We start from the raw sequence: 18,384 nt of genomic DNA on the forward strand, positions 1-18,384 counted from the left end.
TTTTTTTAACACCACTTGGCTAAAATTTGGCACTCATAAAAGGAAATTTATGCTTTTTGTTGAACTTTTTATAATTGGTATCGGCGTTGGATACATCGCTGGATTTTTTGGCATAGGTGGTGGCACGGTCGTTGTTCCTATAATGGTCGCCTTTGGATATGACATAAAAACTGCTATTGGCATAAGCATCATGCAGATGATATTTAGTGCGACATTTGGCTCATACCTAAACTATAAAGCCGGGCTTTTAAAACTAAACCGCGGTGTATTTTTAGGTCTTGGAGGTCTAGTAGGAGCCAGCTTTAGTGGCATAATCGTATCTCATGCACCTGAGCTCTTACTCGAACTGCTTTTGCTTGCAACTTTTATCTTTTCACTCATAAAACTATACTTCACACCAAATAGCGACGGTACAAATGCGAACAACTCAGTGTTTTTGCTATTTCTAGTTGGTTTTTGCATAGGTGCACTTGCCATTAGTATAGGCATAGGCGGTGGGGTTTTTATAACTCCTATTTTAGTTGGCTTCTTGCGCTATGATATGAAAAAAGCCGTTTCAATGGGCGTATTTTTCGTGATGTTTGCAGCCATTTCAGGCTTTATCTCGCTATCTTTAAACGGCCACATCTCTTATTTGGAGGGTACATTCCTAGGGCTTGGCTCATTAATAGGAGCCTACTTTGGCACCAAGAAAACACAAGCTATGGACAAAAAAGCACTTAAAAAGTGGTTTTTACTCTTTTATATCACGATGATAATCATAATACTAAAAGATATAATGTTTGACTAGATAAGTGATAAAAATTTTTAAGGCTGGGGTAGACCAGCCTTGTGCTAAATTTCTTCAAAAAAGTAAGCTTCCCTTAGCTTAAATGCAAGTCTGTCTAGTTCTTCTTCTTTTAAATTTACACTCTTTGTGATCTCTTTTAAGCTGGTTTTACCATCAAATTTCAAAGCAGCTTTAATCTCTTCCTGGCTTAAGTTTAGCTTACCGTTTAGCTCGTTTGCAAGAGAGATGACTGGCGAACTAGCATTTAAAAAATACTCAAGATATGCAGCAGCTCTAGGCTTTAGCTTGGTTTTACCAGACTCATAGGCAAGTGCTTTGAGTTTTGAAGAAGAAATTTTAGTGTTTTGATCGTTTAAAATTTCAAGCAGTCCCACAAAAGCTTCATTTGCATTCTCGCCAAGCGCCGTTTTTACTTCGCTTAAATTTAGGCTTTGTGGATAGGCTTTGCTTAAAATTTCTTGCGTTTTTGTCCTTGGTTGCTCGCTAAAATATGCAAAATAAATCCTATCAAGCTCGCTCTCTCCAAGCACCACGTCAAAGTCCTCAGCACCACCAAGCCTTTCTTTGTGCGCGATGAGGCTTTTTCTAAATGATCTATTAAACAAAAAGTCGTTTAGCTGCTCTTTTTTGATGCGAGAGTTGTAATTTTGCTCGATGTGCGCGTCAAAGCGGTAGATCCCAGTTGAGCTTGCAAAGATATCATTTAGTGAGGCGTCTATGACGTAGCAAAGTCCGTGCTTGTCGATATGTTTAGCAAATTTATGAAAGTAGATTGGCTCGTTGCTAGCCTCTAAAAAATCATGCAAAATATAATAATCATTACCCTTTGTGATGATGCCTTGTAAGAAATTTAGCTGCGTTAGAAGAAGCTTCATGCTATCTTTGTATACGACATCGCTTTGACTTTGCAGGCTAAATTTCAAATAATCCTGTAAGAAATTTAACTCGCTCTTTACGCGAGCAAGTGCTTCTTTGCTGTCGTTGCCTGAGCTTACAAAAAGCATAAAATCTCTTAAAATATCAAGACTCTTCCAGCCAGGATAGGTATTATACGAAACATAAGCGATGCCATCCTCGCTAAGTAGTGCCTTAATCGTGGCAAGCAGCGCATCTCTCACGTTTGGGCTCACCCAGCTATAAACGCCATGAGCGATAATATAGTCAAATTTTCCAAGCTCTTTTATATCGCTTTCGTTCATGTGCAAAAAATTTCGCTCAAGCAGAGTAAAATTTTCTAAACCTATCTGCTTTGCTACTTTGTTACCTTCAGCCACTTGATGACTTGAGATATCGATACCAACGACTTTTGCATTTTTATGTGAAATGGCAAATGGCAAGATATTGCCGCCATATGACGAGCCAAGCTCAAGCACCCTAGCCTCTTTTAAGCCAGCTGCTTTAAGCCCCAGAATTTTAGCAACCGCTTCTATCCTAACTGGCGAGCAGTCGCTAAATGCAGCCGAGAAATAAGGAATTTCATCGTAAGCTTTCTTTGTTTTATTCATCAGCTATGTTTTCTTGCAAATTCTCTCATAAACTCGCCAAGTTTTTCAACATCGCTTTGGCTAACGGCATTGTAGATAGAAGCTCTTATACCACCAAGATGTCTGTGACCTTTTAGCCCTAACATGCCCTCTTTTAGTGCTTCTTCTACAAAAACTAGCTCAAGCGCGTGATCTTTTGGTATCGTAAAGCTCACGTTCATATCTGATCTGCTTGATTTTTTAGCGTGACCTAGATAAAAGCCATTTGAGCCGTCTATGATGTCATAAAGCGTGCTTGCTTTTTTGGTATTTATCTTCTCAACCTCGGCAAGTCCGCCAAGATCTAGCAGGTGCTGCATAGTTAAATTTAAAAGATAAATTCCAAAAGTTGGTGGTGTGTTGTAAAGCGAGTTTGCCTCTACGTGCGTTTTGTAGCGCAAAAACATAGGGACATTTTGACTGCTCACACGATCAACTAGGTCTTTTCTTATAATAACGATAGTCACGCCGCTTGGGCCTGCATTTTTCTGAGCGCCGCCGTAAAGCAAGCCAATACTGCTAAAATCAAGCGGTCTAGCAAAAAAATCGCTCGAAGCATCAACAACTAGGGGCGATTTGGTCTTTGGCATAGCTTTATACTGCGTGCCATAAATCGTATTGTTTGAGCAGATGTATGCGTAGTCGGCATCGTCACTAAATTTCACATCAGGGATGTAAGAGAAATTTTCATCCTCACTGCTTGCTACGACATCTACGTTTACGCCAAGCACTTTTGCCTCTTTGATCGCTTTGTTTGTCCAAACGCCAGTATTTGCGTACTCGGCCCTACCACCTTGATATAAATTCATTGGTATCATGCTAAATTGCAAGTGTGCACCACCTTGCAAAAATAAAATTTCATACTCATCACCGATACCGTAAAGCTTTCTTATCTTATCCATCGCGCCAAAGTGGATCTCCTCAAAGGTCTTGCTTCTGTGGCTGATCTCCATGATCGAGTAGCCCTCGCCTCTGTAGTCGGTAAATTCGGCCTTTGCATGCTCTAAAACGCTTAGTGGTATCGCGCTTGGACCTGCGCTAAAGTTGATTTTTCTACTCATTTTTACTCCTTGATAATTGCTTTTTTATGTGTATTTTGCGAGATAAGCTCTACCTCATCGTCTATTTTTAAATCCCTAAGATCAACCCTCTTGCCATCTTTTCTAACCTCGATAAGCCCCTTTGTGCTCTCAAAAAAGAGCTCTCTCATCTCATAAGCCTTCTCTAGCGAGCTAAGGGCCGAGCCAAGGACTAAAATTTTTCTTTGCACGGCGTTTGCTAGGGCGTTTTGCTTATTTGCTACCTCGCTAAATTTTAGCTCGATCCTAGCTTTTAGGGCATTTGATGAAAATTTAGAAAGAAGAACATTTAACAAATTTTGCTTTTTGGTTATCTTTAAGCTTAAGGCGCTATCAAGATCGTCGCTGAGCCTGTCAAGATACTGAAAAAACGCCTCTTCATCAGGCAAAAGATCTAGCATGGCTGCACTTGGTGTAAGCGATCTGCGGTCTGCTACAAAGTCGCTTATAACATAGTCGACCTCGTGTCCGATAGCACTTATGACTGGCGTTTTGGTAGCGTAAATTTCACGCGCTAGACCTTCGTCGTTAAAGCACCAAAGGTCTTCTTTGCTGCCACCTCCACGAGCTAAAACGATCACATCAACGCCGTATCTATCAGCTCTTCGTAAAGCCTTTATAAGCGAGCTTGGGGCATTTTCACCTTGAGTTAGCGCGTCAAATATATAAATTTCGCTTAGTTTCCAACGGCTCGTCACTACCTTTAGCATATCCTGAAGCGCTGCCGAAGTGGCGCTTGTAACAAGGGCTATTTTTTTAGGTAAATTTGGTATCTCTTTTTTTGCACCTATGTCAAAAAGCCCCTCATTTTCGAGCTTTTCTTTAAGCTGCCTAAACGCAAGCTCAAGCTCGCCCTCGCCATCAGGCATCATCGTACTAGCCACTAGCTGATACGACCCGCTTGGCGAGTAAATAGTCACTTTGCCATAAATTTTGACCTTCAAGCCATCTTTTGGCAGGAATTTCACCTTTTGGTTATTCATGCGATACATCACGGCTGAGATGCTTGACTTTTCATCCTTTAGTGTGAAGTACCAGTGCCCAGAAGCGTGCTTAGTAAGGCGCGAAATTTCTCCGCTTACCTCGACATAGTCAAGTGTGGCTTCAAGCAGTGCCTTTGCTTTTTCGTTTAGCTCAGATACGCTAAGCATTGATTTCTCTTACCTTTTTAGCGATAAATAGTGTCGAGATATCCATGCTAAAGCCCTTGCAAAGCTCTATCTCAAAACCAGCCGTGGCTAGCTCGTCGCAAAAGCTCTTTGCATCCAAGAAATTTTCGATCGAGCTTGGCAGATATTCGTATGCCTCTTTGTTTTTTGAGATAAAGCCACCAATTTTTGGCAAAATTTTACTTAGGTAAAAATCTCTTAGCGAGGTTATAAGCCCCTTTTTCTGGCGTTTTGTAAATTCAAGTACGACTACGTAGCCATTTAGAGCAAGCACTCTGTTAAACTCCCTAAGCGCTGCCTTTCGCTCGACCACATTTCTAATGCCATAGCTTATGCTTAAAATTTGAGCCTCTCCGCTTGCAAGCGTAGTGTTGTCAGCGTAGGCCTCTATAAATTTAAAATTTGGAAATTTCGCTCTCGCCTCTTTTAGCATGCCACTTGATGGATCGATGCCAGTAAGGTTTTTTATCTGCACGCCAAATTCTTTTGAAATTTCACTCCAAAGCCCCATCATATCGCCAGTGCCACAAGCCACATCCACGATATTTATGCTTCTTTCTTTAAAAATTTCTAGCATATACCTGCAGGCAAATTTCCTCCAACTCACATCCACACCAAGGCTTAGCACTCTGTTTGCGACGTCATAAGTCGGAGCGATCTGGTTAAACATATCAACGATTTTTTCTTGTTTTTGCATAAATTTGCCCTTTTTATATGTAGTAAATTTTTAAATTTCTTGAAATTTTACGAGTTGCTTTTATAAATTTAAGACGCTTTTTTAGTATCTCTTCTCTACTTTTATAAATTTGCTTGTAAATTTTACTCTCAAGCCTCTCTTTATCTGGTATTTCTGGAAGTCTTTTAAGGATACCGAGCCAGACGTCATAGTCTTGAAGATTGCCAAAAATTTCTTGCATCTGCTTTAGCTTCTCTTCATACTTTTTAAGCCCTTCAAAATAAAAAATTTCACATAAAAACTCGTATGTGTATCTCATCTTTTTAAGCTCTATCCTAAGATCATGAAAGCTCTCATTTGGGCAGTCTTGATTAAGGCTTTTTAGCCTTTTTTGAGCTAAAACTAAAAGCATTCTAAGCTTAAACGAACCAAGTCGCGAGAGGCTTATGTCAAAGAGTTTTGACTTATAAAATTCACCCTCGTTTAAAAATATCTCCCACTCTTTTAAGAATGCGTAGTTTTCTTCATCGCCAAGGTAGCTTTTTACATTTTCATACTCTAAATCTAGAGCCTTTTTTACAAAATATATAGGCTCATTTGCGTGCTTTTGCTCGTTTAAAAAGTTCAAAAATACATCCAAATCTCGCTTTTTGTTTGTCGAGTTTGCAAGCATTTTAAAATTCTCACCAAAAAAAAGTGTCACTTTCTCATCAAAAACGCCACTAAAAATTTTAAGGATCGATCTAACCTTTCTTAAATTTATGCGAAGCTCATGCAAAACCTCTTCATCTTTATCTATCAAATACTGGTTTTTTAGCTTTTTTATTACTTTAAAAATACTAACAAAAAGGGCTCTTAGCGCCTCTCCGCTTTTTAGATTTGCAGCAAAATTTGGCAGGATTTCTTTTTCTTTTATGATCTTATAGGCTCTTTTGTAGTCGATTTGCTCATTTTCATTAGCATGGATGGCAAGAAATTTGTTTTTATATCTTTTGTCGCAAGTTACGTCACTTAGGCAAAAATTTTCTAAAAACGGTGGTAGCTTGAAAAAGACGGCCTCATTTTCATCGCTAAATTCGATTTCAAATGTACAAAGCCCGTTTAGTTCATTTTTAAAAATATCGATATTGCAAGGATTGTTATTTAGTTTAAAAATATATCTATCTTTTAAGATGATGCTACCGATGCGGTTTTTAAGAGCCTTTTTAAACTCCGCTTTTTCACAAAATTCTTCATTTTCTTCTCTAATTAGACCTTTGCCAATCTTTACAGTTTTTATAAATTTATCCTCTTCACTTCGAAAGCGGATCTCTTCATTTTGCGTTATCTTGGTATAAAACTGAGAAATTTCAAGATGCTTAAAGACTACTCCAGCTTCTTTTAAAAAATCTAGAATTTGAGAATTTTTGAGTAAAAATTTACGCTCTATCTCCAAACTCACATTTTTCTCCAAAATTTTTTGTTCATTTTAGCAAGTTAGTGCTTAAAACAATGAGAAAAATGCTAAATATAGGCTTATTTTAAAAGTATTTTTATTAGGAAAAAAGATGAAATTTATGCTGCTAAATAGCAACATAAATTTTATTTACAGTGTTTACAGCTTTTTACGCTAGCTACGATATTTAAACGCTCTATTATATTTCCGATCTTCTTTTCTAGTGCCTCTTGATATTTGCCAAGCTCAGCATCATCGTAGCTCACGTCCTCGACGCTTCCACAGCTTTCGCAAACTACATGGATATGTGGATATTCGTAGATGTCGTATCTAGCTTTTTGATTGACGATATTTACTTCGACTACGAGACCTTCGTCTTTTAAAGTATTTAAATTTTTATAAACTGTCGCAAGAGAAACCGATGGACTCTCTTTTAAAATCTCATCATAAAGCTCATCAATTGTTGGGTGCGTGTGGCGATCAAGAATTCTTAAAACGCTAAGGCGCTGTGGCGTGACTTTTAGCCCAGATTGCTTTAATAATGATACGTATTGCATAATGCTTTTCCTTGTTTTTATTTTGGCTTATGCTAGCAAAAATAATATTAAACGTTACTTTATTAAATGATATTAATTATTCTCTAGTAAATTTTTGGTAATCTGCTCGGCACTTATACCAAGATATTTTTCAACCTCAGCAGTTGAACCATGTGGGATAAATTTATCTTCGTACTCAAAGCTAATGACACTTATATTTGAAATTTTATTTTCTTGTAAAAATGCACTTACTATCTCGCCAATACCGCCTTTTTTGGCACTATCGCTAAAGATGTACCATTTTTTAGTGCGTTTTGCAAGATCCAGTAAAAGCTCACTATCAAGCGGTTTTGCAAAAACAAGATCAACCAATATCACATCAAGCTTGCCAGTTAGTAAATTTCTGACCAAATTTGCTCTGCCAACGCCGTTACCATAGCCTAAAAATACAATATCACTATTTGCATCAGCTAAAATTTCACCCTTGCCAAACTCAAGTGGCTGAGCTTCAAACTCATCTCTTAAGATAAACGCTCCGCGCGGATATCTAAATGCGCTAACACCCTTGTAAGAGTAGGCAAATTCCATAACATTTTTCATACTCTCTTCGCATCTTGGGGCAAAAAGAACCATGTTTGGCACAGCGTTTAAAAAGCTTATATCAAACGCACCCTGATGCGTTTCGCCGTCCTCACCTACGATACCAGCCCTATCCATCGCAAACGTGATGTTTAAATTTAAAATAGAAGCATCGTGAATGACCTGATCGTAGGCTCTTTGCATAAATGTCGAGTATATTGCAACAAATGGTTTAAAACCCTCTTTTGCCATGGCTGACATAGACGTGACTGCGTGTTGCTCGGCTATCGCCACGTCCCAAAAACGATCTGGAAATTCTTGTATCAAAGCGTCCATACCAGTGCCTGTTGGCATCGCGGCCGTTACACCAACGATGTCGCTATGCTCTCTTGCCATCTTTAAAAGCTGCTCGCTAAAGATCGCCGTGGCTGACTTGTTTGACTGTCTTTTGATAAATTCGCCACTTTTTAGATCAAATGGTCCAACTCCGTGCCAATTTTCGTAGCACCCCTCAGCAAATTCATACCCTTTGCCCTTTAGCGTCTGCACGTGCACGATGACTGGTTTTTTCATATTTTTGGCAGTTTCAAATGTGCTAAGAAGCGCCAAGAGGTCGTGTCCATTGACTGGACCTATGTACTCAAGTCCAAGCTCTTCAAAAAACATACCAGGAGTGATAAGTCTGATGCCCTCCTCCATGCGTCTAGCCATGTAGGCTGCAGAGTCTGGCATATAGCTTAAAAAGCGCTCAACCCTACCTTTAAATTTTTGATAAAACTGCCCTGCCATCATCTGGCTTAGATACTTGCTAAGTGCGCCTATTGGCTTGCTTATACTCATCTCGTTGTCATTTAGGATGATGACGCAAGGATATTTTCTATCCCCTAGCTCATTTAGCGCCTCGTACGCCATGCCGCCACTTAGTGAGCCATCGCCTATGACAGCTACTGGGATACGATCTTCGTTTTTAAGTTTTATCGCCTTTGCAGCACCAACTGCTAAAGATATGGACGTCGAGCTATGCCCTGCTACAAAGTAGTCAAATTTACTCTCGCTTGGCTTTGTATAGCCGCTGATGCCATTAAATTTTCTAAGCGTATCAAAGCTATCCCAGCGTCCAGTTAGTAGCTTATGTGCGTAGCTTTGGTGGCTTACATCGAAGATAAATGGATCTTTTGTCACATCAAAAATTTTATGCATCGCTACAATGATCTCAACTGCACCGATATTTGAGCTAAGATGACCGCCATTTTTGCTAACAGTGGCTAAAATTTTATCCCTGATGTCATGACAAAGTGCGTTTAGTTCATCAACATCTAAACTTTTAACGTCTTTATTCATTATTTACCAGCATTTTTAGTTTTTCTAGCCTTGTTTGCATAGTTGCATCGATATTGCCACCATCACTTATAATAACCACACCGCCTTTGCTTATAGCATCATCAGCGCTTATTTTGACGTGCTCATTCTTGCTAAATTGCTCTTTTATATATTCGCTATCTTCAGGATTTACGCGAATTTCTATATTTTTAACATTACTTAGCTCTTTTATAAGCGAGCTTGCTAAATGATGAGCGATCTGATTTGAAGAGGTTGAAATTTCTTTATCGATTACTTCTTTTGCGATTTTTATAGCAGTTTGTCCAAGCTCTTCTTCGATTTTCTTTAAAAACTCATCAAATTTAACGTACTGCTCTTCAAGTTTTGCAGCTGAAGTGCTAAATCTAGCCTCTAACTCATTTATCCTTGCTTCATTTGCCGCATTTGCTTGGGCGATACCCTCATTTTTACCATCTTCTTTTGCACGAGAAATTTCAGTATCAAGGCGCTTAGCAAATTCGCTCTCTTGATTTTCTATTTGCATTTGAAGTTTGATGATATTGCTACTTAGCTCATCTGTTTTTTTAAGCAGTTCTTCAACAAAGCTCGACTCGCCTGCTTGCTGTATTTGTGGACTTTGAGCCTGAGGAGCAAAGTGATTTTGTGAGTTTGCCTGCGCTTGGTGACTAGCTTGAGGAATGAAATTTTCACCCTTTTGCCCAAAATTCTGCTCACTTAGCTCTTCACTAAGATTATTTTCTTCTATCAATACAGGAGCACTATCTATGGCTCGCTCTCCAACCCCAAGCACCTTAAATCTGTAATTTTCTATAAAGTGAGCTGGAGAAGTCTCACTGGTTATTACGCTGCTTTTCATTCTATCATCTCATCTGCTTCGCCGACTTGGAATACACCTTGATCAGCTAGAGTTTGCACTGTCTCCACTATGCGTCTTTGAGCCTCTTCAACATCTTTTACGCGCACCGCACCAAGATACTGCATCTCCTCTTTAAAGGCTTCTGCTGCACGCTGAGACATATTTGATAAAAATTTATCCTTTATGCCATCGCTTGAGCCCTTAAATGCGACCATAAGGTCTTTTTTATCGACATTTTTAAGAATTTCTCTAATCGCAGTTGCATTAAGGTTGATAATATCTTCAAATGTAAACATAAGCTCTTTAATCGTTGTTGCAAGCTTATCATCACTTTGTTCGATACGTTCGATCGTACTTTTGCTGGCTTTTTGTCCAAGTCTATTAAGCACTTCTGCCACAGCTCTTGGACCGCCAACTTCGACTTTATAAGATGTAAGACTTTCAAGCTTACCCTCAAGTACGGTTGAAACACGCTTAATGACCGATGGGCTAATATCACCAAGATTTGCCATTCTAATGACAACCTCGCTTCTTAGCTCATCTGAGAAAAAGCTAAGCGTTTCAGCAGCGCTCGTTGAGTCCATGTGAGCTAGTATTAGCGCGATGGTTTGAGGGTGCTCTTTTATGATAAAGTCTGCCAGCTGTTGTGGTTTTATCTTATCAAGATAGCCAAAGCTTTTTGAGTTTTCCATGCTTTTTGCAAGCTTGTCTAAAATTTTCTGAGCTGCCTCTGGACCAAATGTGCGGTAAAGAATTTCTTTTGCGTACTCTAAACCACCACTTCTCATATATTGATTTGACTGCATTAGCGCGTAAAATTCTTCTAGCACAGCACTTGCGACTTGTTTGTCTATGTTTTTTGCGGTTGCGATATAGCCTGAAATTTCAGTGATAACATCAACATCCATGTGAGAAAATATAAGAGCAGTTGCCTCTTCGCCAAGCTGAATCAGCAAAATAGCAATCTTTTCAGGCATCGATAGATCATCATAAATCATTTTTTGCTTGTCATTTAGCTTTATTGACATCAAATTTCCTTACGCATATTAAAGTCGCTGTCATTTTTTACCATATCTTGAAGTAGCATTGCTATCTCTTCATTTCTTTCTGTGATGACCGCTCTCATTTTCTCAAGTAAAACATCGTATTTTAATTCATCTTCATTAAACTCGCCACTAAGTCCTAGTTGCTCTTCGACCTTTTTGCGAGCAGCTTTAAATTTCTCAAGCGTATCTTCGGCATCTACCTCAATATCTTCAAGGCCATCTTGAACTTGCTCCTCTTCTTCTTTTGTCTCTTCAAGCATCTTTTGCATAAATGGCACAATGACTTTTTTATAGAAGATGTAGAGCAACAATGCTGCAAAAATATATTTTAGTAGCGGCATAAATGGCACTACATAGTTATTCACAAAGCCATCCATCTTCTCGCTAGTGCTTATATCTTTGCCAGTTTTAAACTCAAAGTTATCTAAGCTTACTTCATCGCCTCTATTTTGGTTATAGCCGATTGATTGTTTGATTAAATTTGTGATTGACTCTCTTTGCTCTTTAGAAAGTGGAGTAAATTCTACCTCACCAGTTGGCTTGCCATCTTTGTCTTTTTTGCTCTGATAAAGTCCGTCTATAACGACAGCCGCACTCACTCTATTTATGCTAGCAAACTGCCCTTTGACATTTGTTACTTTCTTTGAAATTTCATAGTTTGTCTGCTGCGAGCTTTTGTTGTACTGCTCTTTTAAAGTGCTGTCATCTAGCCCTTGAACAGGGCCTATGTTGCTAACCGCACCTGGTACGCCGCCCACTTCATTTGGAGCTGAGCCTTGGCGTTTTTCTTCGATGTTACTTTCGCTTCTTACGACGTTATTTGGGTCATAAACCTCGCTTTTTGTATCTTTTTTATCAAAGTCAAAGTCGATATTTACCTTTGCTACGACCTTATCTGCTCCGCCCACGATAGGAGCTAGCACATTTACGATCTTTTGCTCATAGTTATTTTCAAACTCGCGCTTATAGCGGATCTGCTGAGCTATAGCGTCACTATCAAACTCACCATCTTCATCGCCAAGTGCGACTCCGTCTTGATTTACGATCTTTACATTTTCTGTGCTTAAATTTGTAACAGAGGCAGCGACTAGGTTTTTAATGCCAAAAATTTGCTTTGCGTTTAGGCTAACGCCTGGCTTTAGCTCAACAACAATAGAAGCTGTTGGAAGTGCTTGACGCTCAGTAAAAACGCTCTCTTTAGGGATAGCGATACGAACAGTCGCTTTTTGGATAGAAGAAAGACTCTCGATCGTTCTAGCTAGCTCGCCCTCAAGCGCTCTTTGAAATTTTACTCTCTGCTCGGCATCAGTCGCACCAAATTCTTGCTTATCAAAAATTTCAAAGCCGATTTTACTCTCTTTTGGTATTCCAAGCGTTGCAACAGCGATGCGCTCTTTATAAACATCACTCGTTGGCACAAGAATAGTGCCTTCGTTTGCTAATTTATATTTAATTCCATCTTTGTTTAGCTGATCAAGTATTAAGGCAGAATCGTTTGGGCTAATGTTTTCAAAAAGGACGCTGTAACCTGCAAAATTTTCATTTTTGCTTTTATAAAGTGTTAAAAATACCAAAAATGCCACGACCAAGACGATCGAGCTAGCTGCAACGATTTTTTGCTTTAATGAAAGCTTTTGATAAATTTGACTTATTTGATGAAGTAATGCTTTAAAATCCATATTCCTACTTTAAAATTTGCTTTAACTCTTCAAAAACTCTATCATTTTGCCAGCTAAGGCCGATGGTGATTCTCACCGCATTTAAGGCGTAGCTTTTTAGATCTCGCAAAATTATACCCTTTTTTAGCATCTTTTCGCATATCTGGCTTGATTTTGGCTCGTTAAATTTAAAAGTTATGAAATTCGTATAGCTTGGGATAAATTCTATGCCATTTTGCTTTGCAAATTCTTCATATCTCTTCATCTGCTCGAAGTTATTTTGCATGGTTTGCTGCACAAACTCATCATCATTAAGTGCTACTATCGCAGCTCTTAAGCTTGGAGTTGTGATGTTAAACGGAGCTCTTAGTTTTGAGAGAGCGCCTATGATCTCTTCATTTGCCACGCCGTATCCAACGCGCATGCCGCCAAGTGCGTAGGCTTTTGAGAAAGTACCAAGATAGATGGCATTTTTAAATTTTACCACCTCGCTTGGCTTTATCTCTTTTTTTCTATCTTTAAATTTTGCAAATTCATTGTAGGCACAATCAAGCACAACAAGCGTGTTTTCATCAATACTTTTCATAAATTTAAAGACCTCATCTGCGTCCAAACACTCTCCCAAAGGGTTATTTGGCAGGCAAAGAAATATGACAGAGATTTCATCTTTATGCGCATTATAAATTTCTAAAAACTCACTCAAATTATGCTCCACACTCTTTGTGCGGTAAATTTTAGCCCCAGTTTGTTTTGCATAAATTTCATACATCGCAAACGTCACGCCAGCCATCAAAACGCCACTTTGCTTATTCGCCTTTGCGTGAAGTGCATACTCTATGATCTGGTCACTTCCAGAGCCGATAATTAAATTTTTGCTAGTTACGCCAAATTTCTTAGCCAGCCCTTCTTTTAGCTCAAAGTAGCTATCGTCTGGATAGAGATGCGCTTTTTTAGCGACCTCCTTTAGCGCCTCTTCTACACGTTTGCTCGTGCCAAAAGGGTTTTCGTTGCTAGCTAGCTTGATCACATCTTTTGCCTCGATGCCAAATTCTCTAACCACAAGCTCAATAGGCTTTCCAGCCTCGTAATTTACTAGATCATCTAAAAAGTCATTAAATTTCATTACTCTTCTCCGTTTAAATAACTCCCCAACCAGCTTATCTCAGCACCGCTTTCTTTTGCGAGTTCAAAGGCGTTTTGCACCTTCTCATCGTCGATATGCCCTTCAAAATCAAGATAAAACATCGATTTAAACTCGCGTTGCTTAATAGGGCGTGACTCAAGTTTAGTGATATTGATATTTTCATTTTTAAAGATAGAAAGCAGATCAGCAAGACGTCCTGGACTGTGATCAGTCTTTGCAAGGATCGAAGTTTTTGAGTTTTCAACTCTTGCATTTTTAAAATCGCTTAAAATCAAAAATCTCGTTCTATTTGCCATATTGTCTTCAATCGTCTCATAAACGATCGGCACATTATAAATTTTTGCTGCGATCTTTGAGCAAATGGCGGCCGATTCTCTATCCATAGAAGCCATATATGCAGCTGCTGCGGTTGATTTAGCTGGGATAAATTCGACCTCATTCAGTAAGTGATCTTCTAAAAATTTACGGCATTGATTATACCCTTGCGGATGTGAATAAATTCGCTTTATCTCTTTTAAATTTTCATTTATGCTAACAAAGCTGTGATGGATATCCACATAAAGCTCAGCAACTATTTTTATATCACTAAATTTACTCAAACAATCAAGCGTAGCGCCAACAGCGCCTTCAGTGTTGTTTTCAATAGGCACAACGCCGTATTTTGCCTCTTTTTGAGCTAGCTTTGTAAAAACCGCCTCGATCGTAGCAAGTGGTAAATATGCACTCATCGCACCAAATCTACTCTGAGCCGCCTGATGCGTGTAAGTGCCTTCAGGCCCTAGATAGACGATCTTTTGAGGCATTTCTAAATTTCTACTCACAGCAAAAATTTCAAGATAAATGGCCTCGATCGCAGCTTTATTTAAAGCTTTGTCTTTGCTAAGACTAGTTAAGCGGTTTATGATAGCTCGCTCACGCTCAGGACGATATATAGGCGTTCCAGTAGTTTGCTTTAGCTTGCCGATTTGTTCAACTAAAATCATCCTTTCATTTAGTTTATTTAAGATGAGATCATCGATCGCATCGATCTCTTTTCTAAGCTCATTTAGCTCTTGCATCAGCGCTCTCCAAAAATTCTCTCTCAAGTGCCACGACATCTTCAAAGTTCTCACGTCTTCTTATAAGTCTGTCTTTGCCATCAAGCACGCAAACTTCAGCGGCTCTGTTTCTTGTGTTGTAGTTTGAGCTCATGCTAAAACCATAAGCTCCAGCACCTTTTACAACGATAATATCGCCACTATCGCACTCTGGCAACTCTATATCTTTTGCTAAAAAATCGCCACTTTCACAAACTGGACCAACCACATCGCATGGGCCTAAATTTTTATCCTTGCCACAAACAAAAATTTCATGATGAGCACCGTAAAGGCTTGGTCTAATAAGATCATTCATCGCGCCATCAGTGATGACAAATCTCTTTTTGCCGTTAAATTTTTCATATAAAACGCTTGCAACAAAGTAGCCAGCATTACCTACGATAAAGCGTCCTGGCTCGCATACGATAGTCACGTCTTGGCCTTTTAGCGCAGCTAAAATTCCTTGAGCATAGTCGTATAAATTTATCTCTTTTTCATCGTTATAAATGATACCGAGTCCGCCGCCAACATCGAAAAATTTGATATCAATCTCAAGCGCTCTTAGCTCTCTTAAAAGCTCGCTAACGATATTTGCAGCATCGATTATCGGGCTAAGTGATGTTAGCTGAGAGCCGATATGAAAATGTATGCCAGTTGGCTCAAGAGAGTTTGAAGCTTTAGCGTGGATGTACATTCTTTTAGCTGTTTCAGCATCAACACCAAATTTATTTTCATTTAGTCCCGTTGAGATATATGGGTGAGTTTTTGCATCGACACCTGGATTTACTCTAATGCTAATTCTTGCCTTTAAGTTTAGCCCTTTTGCGATCTCCTCAAGCCTTAAAAGTTCAGCAAAACTCTCAACATTTATGAGTAAAATTTCATTTTTTAAAGCCTCTTTTAACTCTTCATCGCTCTTGCCAACACCGCTAAAAATGATCTGATATCTCTTTGCGCCTGCTAAAAGTGCTCTTTTTACTTCGCCAATGCTAACACAATCAAATCCAGCTCCAAGGTCGGCTAGAAATTTCAAAACACTTAGATTTGAGTTTGCTTTCACCGCATAACAAATGAGAGATTTTCTAGCAAAAAATGCATTTTTTAGTGCTTCGTAACGGTTTTTTATGTGGTTAAAATCATAAATGTAAAGTGGGGTTTTGTATCTACTTGCAAGCTCTTTAAAATCCATAAAATAGCCTTTATTAAAATAGCTTGATTTTACAAAAAGCTTACCAAAATTTGGCTTAACGATGCGATTTTATGAGATAAATGGCGTATGCAAAAAGTAAAATAACTGGCAAAACTATGCCAATCTCTGGCAAGATTACGGAAGTTTGTGCAAATTTTGCAAGAATAAAGAGCAACCCCCAAACGACAAGAGTTATCACAACAAAAATAAAAGTCGAAAATGCAAGATTAAAAAACCTACCAGTTACAGGCAAATGATAGTAAAAAATGAGCAACAAAAATGGTGCAAAAAATGGTGCGATAGCAAGGTTGTAAAAAGCTGTTTTTGCGCTATCAAGGCCGATGCCTTCATTCTTAAATGTCTTTATAAAATTTATCGCATCTGGGATATTAAATTTTGAGTTTTCAACACTAGCAGCGCTTTCAATACTCTTTGGCTTAAAGCCTTTTAATGCATCTAAGCTATCACTTTGTATTTTATTAAAACCAGCTTCACCAAGCTCTAAAATTTGCGGCAAAAGAGTTTGATTAACATCTTTTAAAATCCACTCATTGTCTTTAAAATTAGCATGATTTGCAAATGTAGTTGAGAGTAAATTTGTGCCATTTATCTCAAAAATTCTAACATCATTTGCTATTTGATTAACAGAATTTAGCTCCTTTATGTAGATAAATTTGCCTTCAAATTTTAAAAATGAATCATTTGTGCTTTTTGAAAAAGCCGTATTTTTAGCGATACTTTTTTGATAGTCGTGTGCATAGGCAAATGGAGTAAAATTTAAGCCGACATAAAAAATAGTTACAAAAAGTGCAATAAAAAATGGTGGAAAAATTAAGTTATTTTTACTAATGCCAAGCGCATAAAAACTGATTAGCTCATTAGATCTGACCATATTTACATGTAAAATAATGAGTGCGAAAATGAGCGAAAGTGGCAAAACGTAACCAATAGCGCTAAGCGATGTAAGCCCAACATAAAGGAGCTGAAGGTTTGCAGATGGCGGCAGATCTTTTAAATTTGTAAGTAGATCGATACCAACATAAAATAGTTCAAGCGCTAAAAATACGATAAGAAAAGATTTTATATAGACCCAGCCAACGTATCTGGCATATAGTTTCATTTGATAAGACCTTTTTTTACCGTAAATTTTTGTGAAATTTCATTGATATCGCTCTTTAATAGCTCGCAAACTGCATTTTTTGTATAGGCTAGAATTTCATCTAAAGCCTTTTTCTCCTCGTCGCTAAACTCGCCAAGGACGAAATTTTTAGCATCGCCCTCATGCCCTATGCCAACACGCACCCTTTCGTAGTCGTTGCCGATTAGTCCGTCGATTGATTTTATGCCGTTGTGCCCGCCGCTACTGCCGCCTTTTTTAAATTTAACAGCGCCAAAACTAAGATCAAGATCGTCGTGGATGACAATGATCCTATCTGGCTTATAAAAGTCTTTTACCGCCTTAACACTTTGACCTGAAAGGTTCATAAAGGTCGTTGGTTTTAGCAAGATAATGTCGTTAAATTTAAAAACTTCGCCTTGAAATTTAGCTGAGCTAACATCTTTAAAATTTGAGTCTTTTAGGAGGTCTATAAGAATAAAGCCTATGTTGTGTCTAGTGTTTTCGTATTTGGGACCAGGATTCCCCAGCCCCGCTATTAGTGTCACAAAAGCCCTTTTTATTTAGCTTTAATAACTCCAAGTACCGCAACACGGTCAGCGTCAATAATAGTAACGCCTTTAGGAGCTGTGATATCACGAACCAAGATCGTATCATCAATGTCAAGTTTGCTTACATCAACATCAAATGAATTTGGTAAATTTTCAGCTGTGCATTTTACACAAAGACGTCTTTTTGACTGTATCAAAACACCCTTATTTTTAAGACCAATAGGTGTTCCAACTGGCTTAACTGGGATCATATATTTTGATAAAACGCCTGGAAGTGCTACTTTTAGATCTACGTGTTTAAGATCGCTTGTAACAACATCTCTTTGGTAATCAACAATAACGACATTATAAACTTTTCCGCCTACTTTTACATCAAAAGCAAGGCTCTCTTTTTTGCGCGCTTCTTTAATAAAGTCATTTACTTTAAAAGCAGCTGCAACATTCTCTAATCCCTTGCCATAAATGTTGGCGATTAGATAACCATCTCTTCTCAAAGCCTTCGCAGACTTCTTACCGATACTCTCTCTAACGATACCCTCTAACATCGTTTTCCTTTCATAAAAAAATAGGTGCTGATTTTATCTAATGCTTTATAAATTTCACATAAAGCTTGTTTAAG

At 38.5% G+C, this 18,384-nt stretch carries 17 protein-coding genes; 1 reads left to right on the top strand and 16 read right to left on the bottom strand.

Translation table 11 applies throughout. The features are described from left to right. Positions 1 to 49: 49 nt before the first annotated feature. Complete coding sequence (locus F3H00_RS04830) at positions 50 to 790, top strand: sulfite exporter TauE/SafE family protein (RefSeq protein WP_148798748.1); 741 nt, start codon at positions 50 to 52, stop codon at positions 788 to 790. 44 nt (positions 791 to 834) lie between these two features. Here F3H00_RS04830 and F3H00_RS04835 read toward each other — a convergent pair whose 3' ends face one another. The 16 genes from F3H00_RS04835 to F3H00_RS04910 all read right to left on the bottom strand — a co-directional run bounded on the left by F3H00_RS04835 (position 835) and on the right by F3H00_RS04910 (position 18,310). Continuing rightward, positions 835 to 2,295, bottom strand: coding sequence for a methyltransferase regulatory domain-containing protein (locus F3H00_RS04835; RefSeq protein WP_148798746.1), 1,461 nt, complete (start codon positions 2,293 to 2,295; stop codon positions 835 to 837). Further along, on the bottom strand, positions 2,295 to 3,374 hold the full coding sequence (gene serC, locus F3H00_RS04840) for a phosphoserine transaminase (protein WP_148798744.1): 1,080 nt from the start codon (positions 3,372 to 3,374) through the stop codon (positions 2,295 to 2,297). Before serC ends, F3H00_RS04835 begins: the two co-directional genes overlap by 1 nt. Before the next feature lie 2 nt (positions 3,375 to 3,376). Further along, positions 3,377 to 4,543, bottom strand: coding sequence for an exodeoxyribonuclease VII large subunit (xseA, locus tag F3H00_RS04845; protein ID WP_148798742.1), 1,167 nt, complete (start codon positions 4,541 to 4,543; stop codon positions 3,377 to 3,379). Then, on the bottom strand, positions 4,536 to 5,258 hold the full coding sequence (ubiE, locus tag F3H00_RS04850; RefSeq protein WP_148798740.1) for a bifunctional demethylmenaquinone methyltransferase/2-methoxy-6-polyprenyl-1,4-benzoquinol methylase UbiE: 723 nt from the start codon (positions 5,256 to 5,258) through the stop codon (positions 4,536 to 4,538). The genes xseA and ubiE overlap by 8 nt, the downstream gene beginning before the upstream one ends. A gap of 13 nt (positions 5,259 to 5,271) precedes the next feature. After that, positions 5,272 to 6,678: a CYTH and CHAD domain-containing protein gene (locus F3H00_RS04855; RefSeq protein WP_223155237.1), complete on the bottom strand. Its 1,407-nt coding sequence runs from the start codon at positions 6,676 to 6,678 to the stop codon at positions 5,272 to 5,274. A 140-nt stretch (positions 6,679 to 6,818) separates the two neighbouring features. Continuing rightward, the gene (locus F3H00_RS04860) at positions 6,819 to 7,229 is read right to left on the bottom strand and encodes a Fur family transcriptional regulator (RefSeq protein WP_054197019.1); all 411 of its coding nucleotides are present in this window, start codon (positions 7,227 to 7,229) and stop codon (positions 6,819 to 6,821) included. Between the two features lie 72 nt (positions 7,230 to 7,301). After that, complete coding sequence (gene dxs, locus F3H00_RS04865) at positions 7,302 to 9,128, bottom strand: 1-deoxy-D-xylulose-5-phosphate synthase (protein WP_148798738.1); 1,827 nt, start codon at positions 9,126 to 9,128, stop codon at positions 7,302 to 7,304. Further along, positions 9,121 to 9,984 carry a flagellar assembly protein FliH gene (fliH, locus tag F3H00_RS04870; RefSeq protein ID WP_148798737.1) on the bottom strand — a complete coding sequence of 288 codons (864 nt, stop codon included), beginning with the start codon at positions 9,982 to 9,984 and terminating at the stop codon, positions 9,121 to 9,123. Before fliH ends, dxs begins: the two co-directional genes overlap by 8 nt. Further along, positions 9,981 to 11,012 (bottom strand): flagellar motor switch protein FliG, encoded by a 1,032-nt coding sequence (fliG, locus tag F3H00_RS04875; RefSeq protein WP_021091747.1) that lies wholly within the window; start codon positions 11,010 to 11,012, stop codon positions 9,981 to 9,983. The genes fliH and fliG overlap by 4 nt, the downstream gene beginning before the upstream one ends. After that, positions 11,012 to 12,709, bottom strand: a complete 1,698-nt coding sequence (gene fliF / locus F3H00_RS04880; protein WP_149703732.1) for a flagellar basal-body MS-ring/collar protein FliF — start codon at positions 12,707 to 12,709, stop codon at positions 11,012 to 11,014. Before fliF ends, fliG begins: the two co-directional genes overlap by 1 nt. A 4-nt stretch (positions 12,710 to 12,713) precedes the next feature. Further along, positions 12,714 to 13,811: a histidinol-phosphate transaminase gene (hisC, locus tag F3H00_RS04885; protein WP_149703733.1), complete on the bottom strand. Its 1,098-nt coding sequence runs from the start codon at positions 13,809 to 13,811 to the stop codon at positions 12,714 to 12,716. Next, on the bottom strand, positions 13,811 to 14,890 hold the full coding sequence (gene pheA / locus F3H00_RS04890) for a prephenate dehydratase (RefSeq protein WP_149703734.1): 1,080 nt from the start codon (positions 14,888 to 14,890) through the stop codon (positions 13,811 to 13,813). Before pheA ends, hisC begins: the two co-directional genes overlap by 1 nt. Next, a complete protein-coding gene (gene lysA, locus F3H00_RS04895) occupies positions 14,874 to 16,097 on the bottom strand; it encodes a diaminopimelate decarboxylase (RefSeq protein WP_149703735.1) in 1,224 nt (407 codons plus the stop codon). Before lysA ends, pheA begins: the two co-directional genes overlap by 17 nt. A gap of 55 nt (positions 16,098 to 16,152) precedes the next feature. Then, entirely contained in the window at positions 16,153 to 17,217 is a 1,065-nt protein-coding gene (locus F3H00_RS04900) for an LptF/LptG family permease (protein ID WP_148798726.1), read from the bottom strand. Continuing rightward, a complete protein-coding gene (gene pth / locus F3H00_RS04905) occupies positions 17,214 to 17,762 on the bottom strand; it encodes an aminoacyl-tRNA hydrolase (RefSeq protein ID WP_148798724.1) in 549 nt (182 codons plus the stop codon). The genes F3H00_RS04900 and pth overlap by 4 nt, the downstream gene beginning before the upstream one ends. Before the next feature lie 11 nt (positions 17,763 to 17,773). Then, the gene (locus F3H00_RS04910; RefSeq protein WP_002939542.1) at positions 17,774 to 18,310 is read right to left on the bottom strand and encodes a 50S ribosomal protein L25/general stress protein Ctc; all 537 of its coding nucleotides are present in this window, start codon (positions 18,308 to 18,310) and stop codon (positions 17,774 to 17,776) included. Positions 18,311 to 18,384 lie beyond the last annotated feature (74 nt).

It is taken from the genome of Campylobacter concisus (assembly GCF_902460845.1).
Taxonomy (GTDB): Bacteria; Campylobacterota; Campylobacteria; order Campylobacterales; family Campylobacteraceae; genus Campylobacter_A; species Campylobacter_A concisus_X.

Bases quoted from the DNA above. Each gene is read 5' to 3' on its own strand.
- F3H00_RS04830 (WP_148798748.1), top strand. From the start codon at position 50: ATGCTTTTTGTTGAACTTTTTATAATTGGTATCGGCGTTGGATACATC.
- F3H00_RS04835 (WP_148798746.1), bottom strand. From the start codon at position 2,295: ATGAATAAAACAAAGAAAGCTTACGATGAAATTCCTTATTTCTCGGCT.
- serC (WP_148798744.1), bottom strand. From the start codon at position 3,374: ATGAGTAGAAAAATCAACTTTAGCGCAGGTCCAAGCGCGATACCACTA.
- xseA (WP_148798742.1), bottom strand. From the start codon at position 4,543: ATGCTTAGCGTATCTGAGCTAAACGAAAAAGCAAAGGCACTGCTTGAA.
- ubiE (WP_148798740.1), bottom strand. From the start codon at position 5,258: ATGCAAAAACAAGAAAAAATCGTTGATATGTTTAACCAGATCGCTCCG.
- F3H00_RS04860 (WP_054197019.1), bottom strand. From the start codon at position 7,229: ATGCAATACGTATCATTATTAAAGCAATCTGGGCTAAAAGTCACGCCA.
- dxs (WP_148798738.1), bottom strand. From the start codon at position 9,128: ATGAATAAAGACGTTAAAAGTTTAGATGTTGATGAACTAAACGCACTT.
- fliH (WP_148798737.1), bottom strand. From the start codon at position 9,984: ATGAAAAGCAGCGTAATAACCAGTGAGACTTCTCCAGCTCACTTTATA.
- fliG (WP_021091747.1), bottom strand. From the start codon at position 11,012: ATGTCAATAAAGCTAAATGACAAGCAAAAAATGATTTATGATGATCTA.
- fliF (WP_149703732.1), bottom strand. From the start codon at position 12,709: ATGGATTTTAAAGCATTACTTCATCAAATAAGTCAAATTTATCAAAAG.
- hisC (WP_149703733.1), bottom strand. From the start codon at position 13,811: ATGAAATTTAATGACTTTTTAGATGATCTAGTAAATTACGAGGCTGGA.
- pheA (WP_149703734.1), bottom strand. From the start codon at position 14,890: ATGCAAGAGCTAAATGAGCTTAGAAAAGAGATCGATGCGATCGATGAT.
- lysA (WP_149703735.1), bottom strand. From the start codon at position 16,097: ATGGATTTTAAAGAGCTTGCAAGTAGATACAAAACCCCACTTTACATT.
- F3H00_RS04900 (WP_148798726.1), bottom strand. From the start codon at position 17,217: ATGAAACTATATGCCAGATACGTTGGCTGGGTCTATATAAAATCTTTT.
- F3H00_RS04910 (WP_002939542.1), bottom strand. From the start codon at position 18,310: ATGTTAGAGGGTATCGTTAGAGAGAGTATCGGTAAGAAGTCTGCGAAG.